Here is a 17,962-nt window from a genome sequence, read left to right on the forward strand (position 1 = left end):
GGTGCGTGCACTGTCAAGCGGAGAGAAGTAGGTGAGATGGTCTGTGATGCTCGACGAACATGCTGAGGCGGTGAAGGAACTCGCCGGTCACATTGAGCATCTGCAGGCCCAAAAACCCACGATCACCGCGGAGGTGGCCGCATTCGAGCGCGAGGTGGTCGCCCAATGCCGCTATCTTATGCGTTTACTGGCTGATCGCCGTAGGTCACGGTATGAACTCGCCGAAGCGCTACAACGCCGCGATGTCACACCGGAACTCGCCGAGGAGTGTCTTGCACGCATCGAGCGAGCGGGATTAATTGACGACCTCGAATTTGCGCGGTCATGGATCAGCCAACGTCAGCGCCGCAGGCATCGCTCGGCCACAGCACTGGCCGCAGAGCTTCACAGCCGAGGAGTTAGTTCCGACGACATCACCCGAGCGATGCGAGAAACAGCAGTGGCCGATGAGGCAGAGCTGTGCCGAGACCTTGTACAACGCCGTTTGCGGAGCATGGGGGACTTACAGCACACCGATCCCCGCCGTGTAAAACGCCGCCTGGTGGATTCGCTAGGTCGACGAGGTTTCTCACCCGGCCTCGCGCAGCGCGTGGTGCGAGAAGAGCTCTCGCGATGACGGTCTATGCTCACGATGACGGTCGGTAGAATCGGGGACGCCATGACGACCACACCAGCACCCACGCACACTCCGTCCGTCCAGCCCCGAGACGATGAAAACATCAGCTTTGCCTCATCGCCCGGCTCGGCGGCACGCCAACGCACGTATCAGGTGCGCACCTTCGGCTGTCAAATGAACGTGCACGACTCGGAGCGACTGACCGGTCTGCTCGAAGACGCAGGGTATATCAGCGCCCCTCGAGAAGCTGACCCGCGTGATGGCGGGGTCGATGTCGTGGTGTACAACACCTGTGCTGTCCGCGAGAACGCAGCCAACAAACTGTACGGGCACCTCGGCCAGCTGCTGCCCGCAAAAAAACTCAACGGTGACCTGCAAATCGCCGTCGGTGGATGCCTGGCGCAAAAAGACCGATCAACCATTGTGGAGCGAGCGCCCTGGGTCGATGTGGTCTTTGGTACCCACAACATGGGTTCTCTTCCGGTATTGCTCGAACGTGCGCGACACAACCACGAGGCGCAGGTCGAAATCCTGGAATCCCTAGATGTTTTCCCCTCAACCCTTCCCACCCGGCGAGAATCTGCGTACGCCGCATGGGTCTCGATCTCGGTCGGCTGTAACAACACCTGCACGTTCTGTATCGTCCCGTCACTGCGCGGAAAAGAAAAAGACCGCCGACCCGGAGACATTCTCGCCGAGGTCCGCTCAGTGGTCGAGGACGGCGTGGTTGAGGTAACCCTGCTCGGTCAAAACGTGAACTCATACGGCGTGGAATTCGGGGATCGTGGGGCCTTCGCGAAACTGCTGCGAGCCTGCGGAGAGATCGACGGACTTGAACGGTTGCGCTTTACCAGCCCCCACCCGGCTATGTTCACCGACGACGTCATTGACGCGATGGCCGAAACGCCCAACGTGATGCCGCAGCTGCATATGCCCTTGCAATCCGGTAGCGACCGGGTGCTTAAGGCAATGCGACGCTCTTATCGATCCACGAAGTTCCTCGGCATCCTCGACCGGGTGCGTGCCAAAATCCCGCATGCGGCCATCACCACAGACCTGATTGTCGGATTCCCCGGTGAAACGGGCGAAGACTTTGAAAAAACCCTAGAAGTCGTGGAAGCCTCCCGGTTTTCCAGCGCATTTACCTTCCAGTATTCGATTCGTCCCGGCACCCCTGCGGCGACCATGGCGGATCAGATTCCTAAAGAGGTAGTCCGGGAACGCTACGACCGGTTAGTCGCCTTGCAGGATCGCATCACGTTTGAAGAGAACCAGAAGCAGGAAGGGCGTGTGGTCGATGTCCTGATCGCAGAGGGCGAAGGGCAACGAGACCACGAAACTGAGCGCATCTCCGGTCGCGCCCGCGACCATCGGCTGGTGCACCTATCCCTACCCAAAGATCTCCCCGCCGCGGAACGCCCCCGCCCAGGTGACATCGTCACCACCACGGTGACCCGCGCGGCCCCGCATTACCTCATTGCCGACAGCGCCCGAAGCATTTCAGCGGCAGAATGCGCCCAGAGCCGAGACCTGTTTTCGATCAGGCGAACCCGGGCCGGAGATGCCTGGGATCGCCTGCACGATGCGAACTCGAACGATCCCGGGTCAGCCGGATGCGGCACTGGGGCGCCAAAGCCAAAGGGCCCGGTCGGGCTCGGATTACCGACGATACGTCCTAGGTAGCTGATCGAGGATGGGCAGGCGCCGTCGAATGCCCGCGCTCGGTGAAGGCTGATGAGAGCCGATAAGGGAATGGATCCGGCAAGCGCGCTTTAGAGTCCAAACGCCCCCGGCTTATCGAGCTCTTCGAGCGGGAGCACAAGACGTGACTCCAAAAATTCAAAGAACTCGGTCAGCGCTTCCAGTGCCCGGCCAATAAATCGCTCCAGAGCGCTATCAGTAAGGCCCGTTGCCACATCAAGGGACATATCCGCGTACAAACCGAGCACGCCGTCACCGTCTTGAAGAATGTATCCCATAGGCCACAGGCGGCTCCCGTTCCATTCATTGATCACCGTCAGCATCTCCACGATGCGCTCGGCATCCACGGATTGGTTCCACCGCGCGCGGAACTGCATCAGATCATCATCCCCGCTGACGATCACCATGACGTCGCACCCAGCGACCGTGACATGCATGATCTCCGCGCTCTCGGTTTCGCTCACCTGCGCATCGACGCCGCGCTGCGCAAGAAGCGCTCGAACTCTTCCGGCAGTCACGGTGGGAAGCGCCTCAGGAGTCGCGGCGCCTAAACGAAAGAAAGAAGGGTCCGAGGGTGTGCTCACAGGCTCGAACCTACCGCACGTCTATGGGGTGACCGCACGTTAATGGGCCTACCCTGCGTTTAAGCCCGACCGTACGCCCATAAGACCTCGTATCCAGGTCTGCATAGCCCGGTCTGCCGTGCGAAGTCGATACGGGATTAAGTCAGGCCACCCCATGCATGGTCTGACTGGGCACGTGCTGATCCGGCTGGGATGAACAGGGTAACCCCCACTAGGCTGCGAGCATGACTGTTCCGCCGCCACTGCTCGTCGTCGTTGGTGCCACAGCGACGGGAAAGTCTGCGCTCGCCGTTCAACTAGCCCATCGCCTCAACGGCGAGATCATCAATGCTGATGCGCTTCAGCTCTACCGGGGGATGGACATCGGCACCGCTAAAGTAACGCGCGAAGAACGCGAAGGTGTGCCCCATCATCTGCTCGACGTTCTGGACGTCACCCAGGAAGCGTCCGTGAAGGCCTACCAGCGAGAGGCGCGCCGTATCTGCGAGGAAATCCGCGCCCGTGGGAAGGTGCCGATTGCGGTTGGCGGGTCCGGGCTCTATGTGCGCGCATTGACCGATCATATGGACATGCCCGGAACCGATCCTGTTGTGCGCGCACGGTACGAAGCGATCGCAGAACAGCAGGGTCCGGCTGCATTGCATCACCTGCTTACACAGCGCGACCCCGAGGCTGCCTCGGTAATTATCCCGAGCAATGTGCGGCGCGTGATCCGTGCCCTCGAAGTGGGGGAGCTGACGGGTAAACCCTTTGTCGCAGTTGCCCCGCCGCCGCAATGGCATCTGGACAACACGGTCGCTATCGGTCTGCGCATGCCCCGTGAACACCTCCATCAGCGAATCGATCTGAGGGCTCGGCGCATGTTTGCCGAGGGTCTCCTAGACGAGACACAGCATCTGCGTGAGCAGGGGCTCGACCGCGGAAAGACTGCGTCCCGTGCGATTGGATATTCCCAGGCATTGGCTGTCCTCGACGGGACGATGACGCTCGATCAGGCTATTGAGGCGACCACAGTCGGCACCCGACGGTTAGTACGGAAACAAGACACGTGGTTTCGTCGGGATCAGCGTGTGCGCTGGGTCGATGCGCTGCCCGGAGATGACCTCATTGAACGGGCCATGAAAGCCATTGATGACTAAGCGGGTTCGACGTGGTGGTTCCCGACCACTAGCGTGTTGGCATGACTGACGCGTCCGCTCCTTCCTCCCGGCCAGATCCCACAGCCTGCGCGGGCCCATGTAATGCCCTCGAAGACAATGTGAAGAGCCCAGTGTCAAACCCTCGCGACGCTATGGTTGTGGAACACAATTCTGCGTACTCCGCGAAACAGGCCATCCGAAGTGCCAGCTACAGTGCCGACAAAATCGTGCGCAGCGCAGTAAAAGTCGCCAAGGGGCATGGAACCGCGAACGATTTCGTGATTATTGAAGACCCCGATGGGCAGATCCAACTCGATGCTCAGGCCGTGCGGACCCTCACCGATCGGCGCCAGGGGATCGGCGGCGACGGTCTGATCCGAATTGTGCGCACCCGCGCCGCAGGTCTCGGGAAGCTGCCAGATGACGTCCCTACCTGGTTCATGGACTATCGCAATGCGGACGGGTCAATCGCTGAAATGTGCGGTAACGGAGTGCGCGTTTTTGCCGTCCAACTCTTGCGCATGGCCGCCCGGGAGAACCTGGTGCCAGAGTCGGGGTTCGGGTTCGCAAGCCGGGACAAACCCACACTTTCGGCGTTCGGTGATCGATTCGCTATCTGGACCCGCGCCGGTCGCCGCGATGTGGAAATTCTTGCACGACCCGAGAACCCTCTCGACGGCGAGGGCTGGCAGGTGCGTGTCGGTATGGGACGCTACGACATCCTGGGGCGCAGTCATGTTTACCTCACCCGACGGGATGGTCAGCGAGAAGAGGTGAGTGCAACCGAAGCCTCCATGGGCAATCCCCATACGGTGGCTGTGATGCCCACGCCCGAGGCGGTGGAGTCGGTCGATCTCACCCGCGCACCGCAGATCGACCCGGTGCCGACGGATGGGACAAATCTTGAGCTTGTTGCCCTCATTGGGCCCAGACGGGCCCGCATCCGGATTCTCGAACGCGGCGTCGGTGAGACTTGGTCGTGCGGAACCGGCGCCTGTGCTGTCGCGGCTGTGCTGACTCAGCAAGCTGATGCGATACCCGGTTCTGACACGTCCTCCGGTGACGTGTCTGGCCGGCCCTCTGGTGCGTGCGAGCCGCAAGCTGAGAATCGCCAAGACGGGACTGCCTGGAAGATTGAGGTTCCGGGCGGGGTGCTGACTGTCGGGATTGATACGACAACCCGCGAGGTCACGTTGGCTGGGCCTGCGGTGATCGTCGGCGAGGTTGAACTCACCGCGGCTCACGCCCTGGGGCGCTAATGCCGGGACGCGGGTCCAGGGCTTGCCCTACCTCAAAGACAGCGGTGCCCCAAAGCTGACGGTAACCCCGGGCGACCGCTGCAGGTTACAAGCTGGGACCGGAACGGGCCTTAGGGCCGACCGTGAGGATGCGAAATCCTTTTGCGCTGGCAGTGCGGTTAACAGGCCGGTCAGGATCACGGCTTGCGAGCCAGCGCATCAACGAATCGGCCCCGAGGTTCTTACCCACCGCCATGGACGCGGTGCCGTCTGGGTGTAGACGCCCTAACCACAGGGCGAGCATTTGGTGAAGCTCGTCTTTACCGATCCTGATCGCAGGATTAGACCAGATGGCATGGAATTGAATCTCTGCGGGCACATCCTCAGGTGCGCATACCTCGACGTTTTCTAGCCCGAGCCGGGCAGCGTTTTCAGCGGTCAGCTCCCGGGCACGGTCGGCAATGTCCACGGCCCAGACTCGGCACCGCGGCCTGCGCAAGGCGAGCGTTAAAGCGATCGGTCCCCATCCGCTACCCAGGTCGAGCAGATCACCGGTATCCGGTAAGGGGGGAAGCTCATCTTCATGGGCAAGTAATAGGGCAGTTGCCTTGTCGAGGCTTTTCGCGCTGAACACACCGGCGCTGCTGACGAGGTCACGGCGGGAACCGGCCAGAGTGACGGATAGTGGAAAGCGCTGTTCTTTAGCGGTGCTCTGCGGGGTGAAATAGTGATCGCTCACCGGGCACAGAATACCGGGCGCAGGTTAGCTCTCCGTAAAATTCCTCGACCTCCCGGGTTGGTCATGGGATTCTGTAATCACCACGCAAGGCAACCACGACCGCATGTGAATGTCGCGGGTCCGGTAGGCCGTCGGTTGGCGGCGGTAAGCCGCCTGCTGGCTATGGCGGGCCGAGGCGGCAAGAAAAGGAGCATTGTGAGAATTACCTTCCACGAAGAAACTGTCACCGATGATGATCGCGTAGATGTCGAGACCGCAGCGCACGATGACGCCACTGCCAGTCACGATGATCTGTCGAAGGATCGGCAGCCGGGACGGGAGCGGAAGGGATCCTCACCCAGTTCGCGCGGGGATGACCTCACCGCCAGGATTCTGGCCCGCCCCGATGCCTCAATTTCCGATGTCACCTATGTGTCGGATGCCGACGGGGACCAGTTCGATTTGGCTGACCGCCACGCTCTGCGGCGAGTGCACGGTCTTTCGACGGAACTCGAAGACGTCACTGAGGTGGAATACCGTTCGCTGCGCCTCGAAAAGGTGGTGCTCGCAGGCCTGTTTACCTCCGGTGGTGTGGAGGATGCGGAAAACAGCCTGCGGGAACTGGCGGCGCTCGCCGAAACAGCGGGGTCCGATGTGCTTGACGGGGTGATGCAGCGGCGCCACCATCCCGACCCGTCGACCTTCCTCGGACGGGGTAAGGCGCAGGAACTTGCCGATATCGTTGCAGGCTGCGGGGCAGATACGGTGATTGTCGACGGGGCTCTAGCCCCCTCTCAGCGTCGCGCCTTAGAAGACGTGGTGAAGGTCAAGGTTATCGACCGGACCGCGCTGATCCTGGATATCTTTGCCCAGCATGCGAGGTCTCGGGAAGGCAAAGCGCAGGTTGAACTTGCACAGCTGGAGTATTTACTGCCGAGGCTGCGTGGGTGGGGCGAATCGATGTCCCGGCAGGCAGGTGGGCGTGTAGCGGCAGGCGCTGGGATCGGTTCTCGCGGCCCCGGTGAAACCAAAATTGAGTTGGACCGCCGCCGTATCCGGTCGCGGATTGCCAAACTGCGTCGTGAAATCAAGGAAATGAAACCCGCCCGGGAGGCTAAGCGCGCTGATCGTAAACGCCACAAGGTGCCGAGTGTGGCAATTGCTGGTTACACCAATGCCGGGAAGTCATCGTTGCTCAATCGACTGACTGGGGCCGGGGTGCTGGTGGAAAACGCGCTGTTTGCCACCCTCGATCCGACGGTGCGTCGGGCTGAAACTCCCGACGGACGCGAGTTCACGTTCGCGGACACCGTGGGTTTTGTTCGGCACTTGCCGCATGAACTGGTTGAAGCTTTCCGTTCCACTTTGGAAGAAGTAGCTGACGCAGACCTTCTGCTGCATGTCGTCGATGCGTCTCACCCGGACCCTGAAGGTCAGATCCAGGCCGTCCGGGCGGTATTCGCTGACATTGAGGGTTTCGATGTTCCCGAAGTGATCGTCTTTAACAAATGTGATCTCACAGAACCGGAGACGATCGCGCGTCTGCGCAGTCAGGTGCGCGACTCCTGTACCGTGTCGGCTCGCACAGGCGAAGGAATTGACGAGCTGCGTTCGATCATTGCGGACCGGTTACCTCGCCCGCAGTCTGAGGTCGATGTGGTAGTTCCTTACACCCGCGGCGACCTAGTGTCGCGAGCATATGACGGGGGCCGGATTCTGGCGGAATCCCATGAGGCCGACGGCACCCGGTTGCATGCGTTGGTGGATGCGGGGCTCGCCGCGGAGCTTCACGCAGTGGCCGTACAGGCGGACCCGGCTGAGCACTGAGACGGAAGCCGCCGAGTGATGTCGGTCATCACTCGGCGGTCTCAGCTTGGCGCGGCTATCCTTCGTGGTCAGTGGTCAGTGGTCATCTCGAGCCCCGGTGAGACAAGGAGTGCATCACGCGAGGAGATACATACGTATACCCTCGCAGAGTTCTCCGCGCGCCTTGAAAACGTGAGACGGGCTAGGTACTAGCCTGTCTCGGTGACATCCTCCGCCACTGCCAACGAGCCCCAAGACGACCTTGACGCGCTCATGGACGCAGCTGTGCGAGCGGTGGGAGGAAATCCCCGGCGGGGGCAGCAACGCATGGCCGGGGCTGTTCAGCGCGCGATGGAATCGGGTCGGCACCTACTGGTTCAGGCGGGCACCGGAACCGGTAAATCGCTGGGGTACTTGGTTCCGGCTTTGGCGCGCGCTGTGCGCACAGGTAAGCCGGTGGTGGTCTCCACGGCCACCATTGCGTTGCAAGCACAGATTGTCACCAAAGACTTACCGCGGCTGGTGGAGGCGCTTGCCCCGCTTTTGCCTCGGACTCCCAGTTTTTGTCTCCTTAAGGGCCGTGCAAACTATGTGTGCCTGCATAAGGTGGCCGGCGGTTACCCCGATGACATCGAACCGGGTGCGCTGTTTGCTGAAGCGAGTGTGCATTCCCCTTCCGGGGATACGTTGACCAGTGAGCGTTTGGGTGATCAGATACGGCGTTTGAGGGATTGGGCTGAGCAGACCGATACCGGTGATCGCGACGCCCTGGATATGCCGGTCAGTGATCGGGCGTGGCGGCAAGTATCGGTCACCGGTTCGCAATGTCTCGGTACCTCGTGCCCGATGGTGGGTGAGTGCTTCGCTGAGCGCAACCGGGACATCGCGCGTGGAGTTGATCTGATCGTGACGAATCACGCCCTGCTCGCGGTCGATGCTTTCTCAGGGCATGGCATTATTCCGGCGCATGACGTCGTTGTCTTTGATGAAGCCCATGAACTCACGGCCCGGGTCACTTCGGCTGTCACCAAAATACTGACGCACGGTGCCGTGCGCGGTGCGGGCCGGGCTGTGCGTCAGCTTGGGCTCCCGGCGACTGCGCTGGAAGAAGCGGGAGAGGCCCTGTCGAAGGCGCTCGGTGATGTGGGGGAGGGGCGTCTTCCAAACGGGCTCCCAGAAGTGCTGACCGACGCCCTGGTGGTTTTGGAAGCGGAAGCCCGGCAGCTTCACGCCGATGCTCGGGCTGCCGGGGATGACGGTGCGGGATCGACCGCTGGCGCCCGTAAGAACGCGCGGACAGCTTTGCAAGAGATCTGCGATGTGGCGCGGAGGGTGGTTGATGAGCGCGAAGGGGATGTGGTGTGGATTTCGCGCGGTGAAGCCAACGGCAGACTGAGCTTGCTGGTTGCGCCCCTATCCATCGCCGGGTCTATGCGCTCGAAGATTCTTAGCCAGCGCACGACGGTGATGACCTCGGCCACGCTCGCGTTTGCGGATCGCTTTGAGTCGCCTGCCGGTGCCGTAGGACTGGATCCGCGCGATCGCCGCCCCGAGGATGAGGATTCTTATCTGCAGGTGCCTGACGGTGAGAATAAACTGTGGTCCGGTATCGACGTGGGGAGCCCGTTCGATTACGAGAAACAGGGGATTCTCTATATCGCCAGGCATTTACCGACCCCCGGCCGGGAAGGGCCGAGCCTGGCAATGCTGGATCATGTGGTGGAGTTGGTGGAAGCATCCGACGGTGGGGTGCTCGGCCTGTTTTCCTCGCGGCGTGCGGCGGAAGCCGCAGCTCAACATGTGCGTGAACGCAGTAGTTTGCCCATTGCAGTGCAGGGTGAAGACAGTGTGGGCAGGTTGGTGAGCGTTTTTCGTCAGGAAACGCATACGAGTCTTTTTGGGACGCTATCGCTGTGGCAAGGCGTGGACGTGCAGGGGGATGCCTGCCGGTTGGTGCTCATAGACCGGATTCCGTTCCCGCGTCCGGACGATCCACTGACTTCGGCTCGTCAAGAGCATATTTCGGCGCGTGGCGGCAATGGATTCATGAGCGTGTCGGCTCAGCATGCAGCATTATTACTGGCCCAGGGGGCCGGACGTCTGGTTCGTTCGGACACAGACCGCGGGATGGTTGCGGTGCTCGATCCTCGCCTAGCCACGGCGAGGTATGGCGGCTATCTGCTCAGCGCGATGCCTCCGCTGTGGCGTACCAGCGATCCGGAGGTGGCGCTGGGGGCTTTGCGCAGGCTATCCCAGTCGGTTCGCTCTAGGTGAGGGTGTTACGGGATGAGGAGCTAGATGGGATGGGTCGTTCGGTCTAGAAGCCGCGTTCCAGGGCTAGATTGCGCGCAGCACCGCTACGACCTTGCCAAGAATTTCAGCATGATCGCCAAGTATGGGCGTGAACGCTGGGTTGTGCGGCATGAGCCATACGTGATTGTCGGCGCGTTTGAAGGTTTTGACGGTCGCTTCACCATCCAGCATGGCCGCCACAATTTCTCCCGGCTCGGCAATTTGTTGTCTCCGGATAACTACCCAGTCGCCATCGCAGATAGCGGCATCCACCATGGAGTCGCCGCTGACTTTTAAGAGGAAAAGGTCGCCGCTGCCGACCAGCTGTTGGGGCAAGGTGAACACGTCTTCGACGTGTTCTTCGGCGGTGATGGGTGCACCGGCGGCAATGCGCCCCACAAGTGGGACTGCAACGCTTGTCCCAGCCGTAACGCCAGCTCCAACCACGATGTCACTCGGCTCGGGGAGGCTGGCGGCACCGTCCTCGTCGGGCATCACAATTTCCATGGCGCGAGGACGCTTGGGGTCGCGCCGCAGAAACCCTTTGCGCTCTAAGGCTTGCAGCTGGTGGGACACGGACGAGGGCGAGTTTAGCCCCACTGCATCACCGATTTCGCGCATGCTCGGCGGGTATCCCCGGTGTTGGATAGCGCTGGCGATTTTTTCGAGGATGCGACGCTGGCGAGGTGTCAGGGTGTCGGGGGCGGGGGACTTATCTGGATGTTGCGACTGCCCTGTGTGGTCGGTGCGTGCCATGTGCCGTCCGCCTCCCATGTCGCCGCGACCGCCGGTCGGAGCCGGTCGGAGCGCGGTGTCTCTCGTTTGTCATACCCCCTTGGTGCAGTGGGTATGTCCAGCGTAGAGGGGTCCGAGCACAAGATCAAACAGATGTTCGATCATCTCTTGCTGGAACGGCGGTTTGGATTTATAGTCGAACAAACATTCGATCGAACAGGAGTTCGAACATGAGCCCTCTCGCAGTGAGTAATCAGCAGCACGCATGTGGTGTAGGCGCCCTCGCATGCGGCGGTCAGCGGCATCTGTTCGTGGTGCGTGATGGGTCACAGACGCCTAACGTATCCTCCGCCCGCCCGGCGGTCTCAGCGCGCATGCGGTTGACGACTCGCGGGCGCATTGTGGTGACCATGCTGCTTGGGGCGGCAATTGTGAGCATGCTGCTGTCGCTATTCATTGTCGATATCCCTGCGGCTATGGCCGGCGGGCGCCATCCCGACGAGCTGGCAGTGGTCATGGTTCAGCCGGGGGAGACCTTATGGAATCTCGCAGAGCGTTACGGGGATGACTCCCTGACGGTTCAAGACAATGTGCGACACCTTCGGGAGATCAATCACCTTCCAAATGAGCAGGTCTCGGCGGGGACGGCCCTGTACGTGCCTGCGGGTTGATGACTTCAAGGCTCTGATTGCTTAATATCCGGAGGTTGGGCGGTCGTCTATCTGCTGCGACCGTTAAGATGCCTGGTGTGCACTGTCCTTTCTGCCGACACCCTGATTCCCGGGTGGTTGACTCCCGTACCTCTGATGACGGGGTGACCATCCGGCGCCGCCGTCAATGCCCGTCGTGTGGGCGGAGGTTCTCAACCACGGAATCGGCATCGCTGGTTGTCAATAAGAGATCTGGGGTTAGTGAACCCTTTAGCCGGGCAAAGGTCATTTCTGGCGTGCGCAAGGCCTGCCAGGGGCGGCCAGTGACCGAGGATGAGCTCGCTGTCCTCGCGCAAAAAGTTGAAGAGTCGGTCCGAGCAAGCGGACAGGCGGAGATCGACTCCATGGGGGTTGGTTTGGCGATTCTTGAGCCGCTCAAAGAACTCGACCTCGTGGCCTATCTGAGGTTTGCCTCGGTCTATCAGAGCTTTGAATCGCTGGAGGATTTCGACGCCGCCATCGCCGCTTTGCGTGGAGAACACCGGGGATCACCCCCAAATTCTCAGGATGGTCGAGACACCTCAGAAATCTAGGTATCATATGGTCGTGCGGTTCTGCCGCGCAGAGCCGGTGGTCATGGAGGGGAAGCCAAGACCACCGGCTTTTTCATGCTTTAACACCTAGATTGGTCTGCCGCTCCCTCATTGCTGAGGCTTGTGCGTGGCACAGATTCCGGCCGGAAGGTCTTCGCTGTGCACGATGTCCAGCCTGCGAGTGGACCGGGTCATCGCCACGTAAAGATCATTTGCACCCCGTCGATGAGCACGAAGAATCTGCGCCGGTTCCACGATGATGACATCGTCAAACTCAAGCCCCTTAGCCTGCTCAGCCGTCATCACAGCGACGATGTCGTCAATGCCCCCGCTACCGAGCCCAATGCGATCACCCAGCAGCGCCCGCGACGTGCCCTGCTCCTGACTCCCACGACAGGGATCGTGCAGTAACACGGATGTGAGCGTCGCCTGAAGAGACTGCGCAGTCTGTGACGGGCAGATCACCGCCACCCGGCCCTGGTCAGCACGGAGATGACCCATGATGAGGCGTGCGCACAAACTCGATATCGCCTCAGGCTCCACCCGGTGAGTAGCGACATCGTGATCACCGTTGCGCACCGACTGTACCTGTGTGACGTGCAAGCCTGCCTGCCGGGCCGTCTCCACTGCACGATCCATAATGCGCCGCGGGGTACGGTAATTCACGGTAAGTTCGGTGAGCTGATACCTGTCGCCCACAAAAGGAGACAGTGCAGCACCCCAGCGGTCAGCACCGGCAGCGGATGAGGTCTGGGCAATATCGCCAACCACGGTGAAGGACTTGGTGGGACACCGGCGCATAAGAACCCGCCAGGCCATAGCCGACAGTTCCTGCGCTTCGTCGGCAACAACGTGTCCGAACGTCCACTGTCGATCCTCCAGGGCACGCTCGGCGATGCTGCGCAGACCGGTACGAACCTCCATGCGATCAGCGAGGTCTTCCGCCCGAACCAACCCGTCAGTGTCGATGTTCGCCAACACTCCACGGGCATAATCCAGATTTTGTTCCCGCTGTGCGTGGGCGCGGGCATTGAGAACGCGCTCCACTTCGTCGTCCTCACCCAAAATCTCGGCCGCCTCATCCAAAAGCGGAACGTCATCGACGGTCCACGGGGAGCCTTTCGGACGGGCCAGTAGATCAACCTGACCGGGTGTTAAGGATGGATCTGCCGCGTGCAGTCGCTCCGGATGAGCGAAAAGAATATTTAAGAAGGACTGTGGCGTGTAGGGAAGCCAGCATAAATTGAGCAGCTTCCTGATACCGGGGTGGCGCCGAAGATCATCCAGCCGTTCGCTGCTTTCCTCAGGGGTGACGACCAAGCCTCGGGTAGCCAAAGCGCGCTCATACCGAACCAGAATCCGGTCTAAGGCGCTGCGCACGAACACGGAACGAGCTTGGTTATGGGGTTTCCGGGTGGCGCGGGCATCTTTGCGCGCCGCAGCGAGATCGCTTACACGGACAACGAATTCGACCCCGTCCAGGCGTACCTTTTGGTCGCGCTGGGGAATCCTCTGACGGTCTTTTACAGCGCGGGCTAGCAGTGTCGCCATTCTCGTATCGCCCTTGAGACGGGCAGTGTCGGGTGCATCGCGAAGCTCGGTGCTCACGCCGGGGAAAAGCTCACCCGGGGTGAGCATCAGAACCCCTGATTCGCCCAGGGAAGGTAGTACGCGTTCGATATACCGCAGGAAACCGCGAGTGGGAGCGACCACCAGCACCCCGGAATGCTCGAGTTTGCGGCGGTGGGTGTACAGCAGATAGGCGGCGCGGTGCAGTGCGACCGCGGTTTTACCCGTTCCGGGCCCGCCCTGGACAATGAGCACACCGCGAGTCTTCGCCCGGATGATGCGATCCTGCTCGGCCTGGATGGTCGCGACGATTTCTCCCATGCGGCCGGTGCGTTGAGCCCGCAGGGAAGCGAGCAAAGCTCCTTCTCCCTGAAGCACATGGGACCCGGCATCGGCGTCCTCGAGCAGGCGGGAATCCAGCACGTCGTCCTCGAGGCCGACGACGGTGCGGCCCCGGGTCACTAGATGCCGGCGCAAGCGCACTCCCTGACGTGCCGCGGGGGTGGCCTGGTAGAACGCTGCTGCCGCGGGGGCTCGCCAGTCAACGAGTAGCTGGTGACGGTCTGGAGTGAATAGGCCAATGCGACCGATATAGTGCGTCACTTGGTCGTCGCCGTCGAGGCGGCCAAAGACGACGTTGTTACTGACCGAGTCGAGTAGTGCCAGGCGGTCCTGGTACATCGCGGCGAAGGCGTCGCGTTCTGACCGGTTTTGATGGGTGGAGGCGTGCTGAGAACGCTGAACCTTGCTGAGCTGACCGCCGATCTGCGTGCGGATCTGGTCGAGCCGCTGGTACAGGCGGTCGACATATTGTTGCTCGGCGGCGATTTCTTCCTGGGGATCGGGTCCCTGCGCGGGCTGAGTCACTGCTGTTCCTGCCCCTGGTCGTCGGTGGTAGCTGCGCTCTGGGTGTCGCCGGGTGATGTTTGTGTCGCATCCACTTGGCGGCAAGGCGCAGTGTTCCATTATGGTGGAACGCGCTCGGGGTCGAAAGCTCAGACGACATGATCTGCTTATGCCGTGGACATCTGAATGACGACAAGGCCCCGATCCGGCGGATGCACAGTGGAATACGAGACGACGGGGAGGCGAAACTGATGCGCGACCCGCGAGAGCTGTACACATTTGCATCTGACGAGGTCGTGGCTGCGGTGCCACGGGGTGGGCTGGTGCTGGTTCATGCGCTGCCTGGGTTTATTGATGCGGGTAATGCCTGCCGGATTGCATCGACCTATTTGAAGGACACGTTGCGCACGGTTCGGCTGCTCACATTTGAGACCGACGAAATTCTGGATTATCGCGGCTCGCGACCGCAGACCATCTTTACCGGTCGTGCTTTTGGTCCGCTTGAGATTCCTGAGATTGCCCTGTACCTCATGTATGACGAGGCAGACCGGCCGTTTTTGTTTCTCGACGGTCCGGAACCTGATTTGCAGTGGCGGCGCATGTCGCGGGCACTAATCGACATCGTGGAGTATTTCGAGGTCGATCTGACGGTGAGTATGCACGCGATTCCGATGGCGGTTCCGCATACCCGTCCGATTGGATTGGTTGCCCATGCGACGGATGAGGGCCTGCTGGGTGAGGTTGACCGGGATACAGAAGCCACAGCTGAATTTGTGGTACCTGCAGGTTTTTACGCCATGCTCGAGACGATGCTGGGGGCGGAAGGGCACGATGCGTTGGGGTATGCCGCACAAATTCCCCATTATTTGACTCGCTCGGACTTCCCCGCGGGTGCGCTTGCGCTTTTGCGGCGGGTTTCGGAGGCTGCTCGGTTGGATATTCCGCTGGTGAATCTCGGCGATATGGCTGAAGCCGCGGCGAAAACGCTTGAGGGCACGGTTAAGGACAACGATGAAATGCTCCGCATGGTTGCGGAGCTCGAGGAACAGTACGATTCGCTGCAGGATGCGGACGGGTCATCGCTGTTAGCCACCACGGTTGATATGCCGACCGCGGCTGAAATCGGGGATCATTTTGAGCGGTTCTTGGCGACCCAGGAACCACCGGCATCTGATGACCGGTGAGTCCGATACGGCCCTGTTTCCCGAGCTTACGGATTTATTCCCACAAGATTTTGTTATGTGTTCGTAACCTCACTTTGGGCTGTGGCGGTCTGTTGAGCTGTATCCCGTGACATGATGGACGGGCTGCAGTGGCGTGATCTAGATGACTCGAAATCCCGTCGACGCGGTCGGCCCCGACGGCAACCGCTGATGTAGCAAGCATTTCAAGGTAGCTTCGAGCTACCAAATTTAGGGAGTACAGATGGCGCAGGGCGCGGTCAAATGGTTCAACGCTGAAAAGGGCTTCGGCTTTATCGAGGTCGACGGCGGAGGCGCCGATATCTTCGTTCACCACAGTCAGATTGAGATGGACGGCTACCGTGCCCTCAACGAGGGACAGCGTGTGGAGTTCGAGGTCATCCAGGGGACGAAGGGTCCGCAGGCTGAGAAGGTGCGGCCCCTGTCGTGATGACATCGGTGATGGTGCCGCTTTGCGCGATCCGGTGAAGATCGGTATCAGAGACTAAGCGCACTGTCACTGCATCCCGCCTGAGCTCACGGTCTAAGGCCGTGGGGATAGGCTGTGAACCGGCGAGTACGAGGTAATTCCCGTACCGCCGGTTCTTTAGTTGTCCGGGTTCTGCCACCACATTGACGTGGGGAAACACAGCGCTGGCCGTAGCCACTTCGTCAGCCAATAGACCGAATCCTGGCCGGTCAGCGCAGTTGGCAATGTACAAGCCACCGGGCGCGAGTATCCGGGAAATATGCCGGGTGAACCCGAGGTCGCGCACGCTGCGTGGGGTGGTGTCCCCGGAGAAAACGTCGCGGGTCACAATGTCGAATTTGTTATCAGACCACTGCTGGACGGCTCGAACCGCGTCGTCTTCTCGGATGCGAAGGCGGGGGGAGCGAGGCAGATCGAACCAGGTCCTCGCGTTGCGCACTAGAGCGCCATCAATTTCCACCACTGTCTGCTGTGCGGTGGGGTGAGTGGCAGCAAGGGCACGGGGTAGGGAACAGCCCCCGCCCCCCAGATGTGCGATCCGTGGACCGCTGGCATGCGAACGCTCATGCGCGGTCTCACGGTCTCGAAGAACGCAGGAAATCACGGTGTGCATCCAGCGCTGATACTCGAAAATCAGGACTGACGGTTCGGGGTGATGCTGTGAGCTGGGGACTCCATTGACGTAGAGAACTACCGATCCGTCGTTTTCCCTGGCGAGTCGGGCGATGCCGGTGTCAATGGGGACATCCTGATCAAAGGGTGGCTGGGGTGCGTTGTCCCGCTTGCGGGAACGCGAGGCGGAGAGTGGTGCAGGGCGGCGGCGAGGGCTCATGGCGCCACAGTATCGGTGATCTGCTCATATCGCTGTGAAGCCGTCGAGCAACAGGTGGTGCCGAGGGGTCGAACTTCGTATGTCATACCCCCTTCTTAGCGTTGTGGATGTGGATAGATCGGGCCGCGGTGCGGTGGTCAAGCTCGGATCCCGGGGTGTCGGTTGGTGAGGTCTCACCGGCAGCGTGAGGGGTGAGAAACCGTGGCGTGGCGTGGATAGATGACAAGAGGTGATTCTCGTGGGCAAGGCAACGCTGATGAATCGGGCCAGGCCATCGGTCGGGCGGGGGTGGCACTCAGCGCAGGCTGTGGCAGGGCGGTCGCTGCGGGATCAGCGACGCAAGGATGACGCAGATCTCGATGAGCTAGAACGTATCCGTAAGGTTCTGCTCGCGGTGGAACCGGAAATCGCCAGTGGGCACGATGCGGTGATGGTGGGCGATGCCGGAGCTGCGGTTCCAGGAGTGGCGGTGGGATGCCCTGAACGCGCGGGTGAACGCGATGCCCAGAGGGCTCGTTTCGAGGCTGTTCACCGGGTGGCCTTACGCAGTGCGGGGGTCATTGTGAATCGGCGCAACCGGCAGAGGAAACGTCGGCTTCCGCTAAATGCGTGGGTGGCCTTGGCTGCATGTGGTGATGACTGGGCTGCGTGGAGTGAAAGGTTTGCGGGAATGGTCGCTGAACGGGAGCGTCTGCGGGGGCGAGAGGATCTGGCTCCAGCCCCGGGGATTGTAGAGGAGCATCTCTCATTGACATCAAGTTTTTTGATGGCGGTGACTGAGCATGTGGTGAAAGATCAAGCGGGTCTTGCCGCGATTGCGTCGGCGGCGTGAAGTGTTGCTGCTCAATCATGGATAAGGCAAGGCAGGGCGGCTCCCGTGAGGTCAAGAGGCGGGCGCAAAGCAGAGCAGATAGCGCCCGATGTGAACAGACGGCGCCTTTGCGCAGGAGCGAAGCCGACCAATCGTGAGGG

16 protein-coding genes are annotated in these 17,962 nt (G+C 61.0%); 11 read left to right on the forward strand and 5 right to left on the reverse strand.

Features of this window, described 5'->3' with window-relative positions; genetic code table 11:
* The first annotated feature begins 46 nt into the window (after positions 1–46).
* Together BN1724_RS12010 and miaB are read left to right on the forward strand one after the other, a co-directional pair.
* Entirely contained in the window at positions 47–616 is a 570-nt protein-coding gene (locus tag BN1724_RS12010) for a regulatory protein RecX (RefSeq protein WP_067635266.1), read from the forward strand.
* A gap of 42 nt (positions 617–658) precedes the next feature.
* The gene (gene miaB, locus BN1724_RS12015; RefSeq protein ID WP_084253174.1) at positions 659–2,299 is read left to right on the forward strand and encodes a tRNA (N6-isopentenyl adenosine(37)-C2)-methylthiotransferase MiaB; all 1,641 of its coding nucleotides are present in this window, start codon (positions 659–661) and stop codon (positions 2,297–2,299) included.
* A gap of 89 nt (positions 2,300–2,388) precedes the next feature.
* On the opposite strand, the gene BN1724_RS12020 is transcribed toward miaB, so the two are convergent.
* Positions 2,389–2,901 carry a type III secretion system chaperone family protein gene (locus BN1724_RS12020; RefSeq protein ID WP_058235555.1) on the reverse strand — a complete coding sequence of 171 codons (513 nt, stop codon included), beginning with the start codon at positions 2,899–2,901 and terminating at the stop codon, positions 2,389–2,391.
* A gap of 224 nt (positions 2,902–3,125) precedes the next feature.
* Here BN1724_RS12020 and miaA point away from each other — a divergent pair, with 224 nt between their 5' ends.
* Together miaA and BN1724_RS12030 are read left to right on the forward strand one after the other, a co-directional pair.
* Positions 3,126–4,040, forward strand: a complete 915-nt coding sequence (gene miaA, locus BN1724_RS12025; protein ID WP_058235556.1) for a tRNA (adenosine(37)-N6)-dimethylallyltransferase MiaA — start codon at positions 3,126–3,128, stop codon at positions 4,038–4,040.
* A 41-nt stretch (positions 4,041–4,081) separates the two neighbouring features.
* Positions 4,082–5,299, forward strand: a complete 1,218-nt coding sequence (locus BN1724_RS12030) for a diaminopimelate epimerase (RefSeq protein WP_231928250.1) — start codon at positions 4,082–4,084, stop codon at positions 5,297–5,299.
* Between the two features lie 85 nt (positions 5,300–5,384).
* On the opposite strand, the gene BN1724_RS12035 is transcribed toward BN1724_RS12030, so the two are convergent.
* The gene (locus BN1724_RS12035) at positions 5,385–6,017 is read right to left on the reverse strand and encodes a class I SAM-dependent methyltransferase (RefSeq protein ID WP_058235558.1); all 633 of its coding nucleotides are present in this window, start codon (positions 6,015–6,017) and stop codon (positions 5,385–5,387) included.
* A gap of 195 nt (positions 6,018–6,212) precedes the next feature.
* Between BN1724_RS12035 and hflX the strand changes: the two genes are divergently transcribed.
* Positions 6,213–7,823: a GTPase HflX gene (gene hflX, locus BN1724_RS12040; protein ID WP_407919308.1), complete on the forward strand. Its 1,611-nt coding sequence runs from the start codon at positions 6,213–6,215 to the stop codon at positions 7,821–7,823.
* Positions 7,824–8,024: 201 nt separating this feature from the next.
* On the forward strand, positions 8,025–10,076 hold the full coding sequence (locus BN1724_RS12045; protein ID WP_058235559.1) for an ATP-dependent DNA helicase: 2,052 nt from the start codon (positions 8,025–8,027) through the stop codon (positions 10,074–10,076).
* A 63-nt stretch (positions 10,077–10,139) separates the two neighbouring features.
* On the opposite strand, the gene lexA is transcribed toward BN1724_RS12045, so the two are convergent.
* Entirely contained in the window at positions 10,140–10,850 is a 711-nt protein-coding gene (lexA, locus tag BN1724_RS12050; protein WP_058235560.1) for a transcriptional repressor LexA, read from the reverse strand.
* A 209-nt stretch (positions 10,851–11,059) separates the two neighbouring features.
* On the opposite strand from lexA, the gene BN1724_RS12055 reads away from it, so the two are divergent.
* Positions 11,060–11,500: a LysM peptidoglycan-binding domain-containing protein gene (locus tag BN1724_RS12055; RefSeq protein ID WP_058235561.1), complete on the forward strand. Its 441-nt coding sequence runs from the start codon at positions 11,060–11,062 to the stop codon at positions 11,498–11,500.
* Positions 11,501–11,577: 77 nt separating this feature from the next.
* Positions 11,578–12,072 (forward strand): transcriptional regulator NrdR, encoded by a 495-nt coding sequence (gene nrdR / locus BN1724_RS12060; RefSeq protein WP_058236018.1) that lies wholly within the window; start codon positions 11,578–11,580, stop codon positions 12,070–12,072.
* A gap of 108 nt (positions 12,073–12,180) precedes the next feature.
* Here the strand turns inward: nrdR and BN1724_RS12065 are convergent, their stop codons facing one another.
* Positions 12,181–14,508 carry a HelD family protein gene (locus BN1724_RS12065; protein WP_058235562.1) on the reverse strand — a complete coding sequence of 776 codons (2,328 nt, stop codon included), beginning with the start codon at positions 14,506–14,508 and terminating at the stop codon, positions 12,181–12,183.
* A 230-nt stretch (positions 14,509–14,738) separates the two neighbouring features.
* On the opposite strand from BN1724_RS12065, the gene BN1724_RS12070 reads away from it, so the two are divergent.
* Positions 14,739–15,671, forward strand: coding sequence for a proteasome assembly chaperone family protein (locus BN1724_RS12070; protein WP_058235563.1), 933 nt, complete (start codon positions 14,739–14,741; stop codon positions 15,669–15,671).
* 241 nt (positions 15,672–15,912) lie between these two features.
* Complete coding sequence (locus BN1724_RS12075) at positions 15,913–16,119, forward strand: cold-shock protein (protein ID WP_058235564.1); 207 nt, start codon at positions 15,913–15,915, stop codon at positions 16,117–16,119.
* On the opposite strand, the gene BN1724_RS12080 is transcribed toward BN1724_RS12075, so the two are convergent.
* Entirely contained in the window at positions 16,067–16,990 is a 924-nt protein-coding gene (locus tag BN1724_RS12080) for a spermidine synthase (protein ID WP_157085890.1), read from the reverse strand. The genes BN1724_RS12075 and BN1724_RS12080 overlap by 53 nt on opposite strands.
* Before the next feature lie 238 nt (positions 16,991–17,228).
* Between BN1724_RS12080 and BN1724_RS12085 the strand changes: the two genes are divergently transcribed.
* On the forward strand, positions 17,229–17,822 hold the full coding sequence (locus BN1724_RS12085) for an SAV_6107 family HEPN domain-containing protein (protein WP_157085891.1): 594 nt from the start codon (positions 17,229–17,231) through the stop codon (positions 17,820–17,822).
* The last annotated feature ends 140 nt before the right edge of the window (positions 17,823–17,962 follow it).

The organism is Devriesea agamarum, assembly GCF_900070355.1.
GTDB classification, from domain to species: Bacteria; Actinomycetota; Actinomycetes; order Actinomycetales; family Dermabacteraceae; genus Devriesea; species Devriesea agamarum.

Coding starts and splice junctions, on each gene's coding strand:
- BN1724_RS12080 (WP_157085890.1), bottom strand. CDS start 16,990: ATGAGCCCTCGCCGCCGCCCTGCACCACTCTCCGCCTCGCGTTCCCGC.
- lexA (WP_058235560.1), bottom strand. CDS start 10,850: ATGGCACGCACCGACCACACAGGGCAGTCGCAACATCCAGATAAGTCC.
- BN1724_RS12055 (WP_058235561.1), top strand. CDS start 11,060: ATGAGCCCTCTCGCAGTGAGTAATCAGCAGCACGCATGTGGTGTAGGC.
- miaA (WP_058235556.1), top strand. CDS start 3,126: ATGACTGTTCCGCCGCCACTGCTCGTCGTCGTTGGTGCCACAGCGACG.
- BN1724_RS12070 (WP_058235563.1), top strand. CDS start 14,739: ATGCGCGACCCGCGAGAGCTGTACACATTTGCATCTGACGAGGTCGTG.
- BN1724_RS12030 (WP_231928250.1), top strand. CDS start 4,082: ATGACTGACGCGTCCGCTCCTTCCTCCCGGCCAGATCCCACAGCCTGC.
- miaB (WP_084253174.1), top strand. CDS start 659: ATGACGACCACACCAGCACCCACGCACACTCCGTCCGTCCAGCCCCGA.
- BN1724_RS12010 (WP_067635266.1), top strand. CDS start 47: ATGCTCGACGAACATGCTGAGGCGGTGAAGGAACTCGCCGGTCACATT.
- BN1724_RS12075 (WP_058235564.1), top strand. CDS start 15,913: ATGGCGCAGGGCGCGGTCAAATGGTTCAACGCTGAAAAGGGCTTCGGC.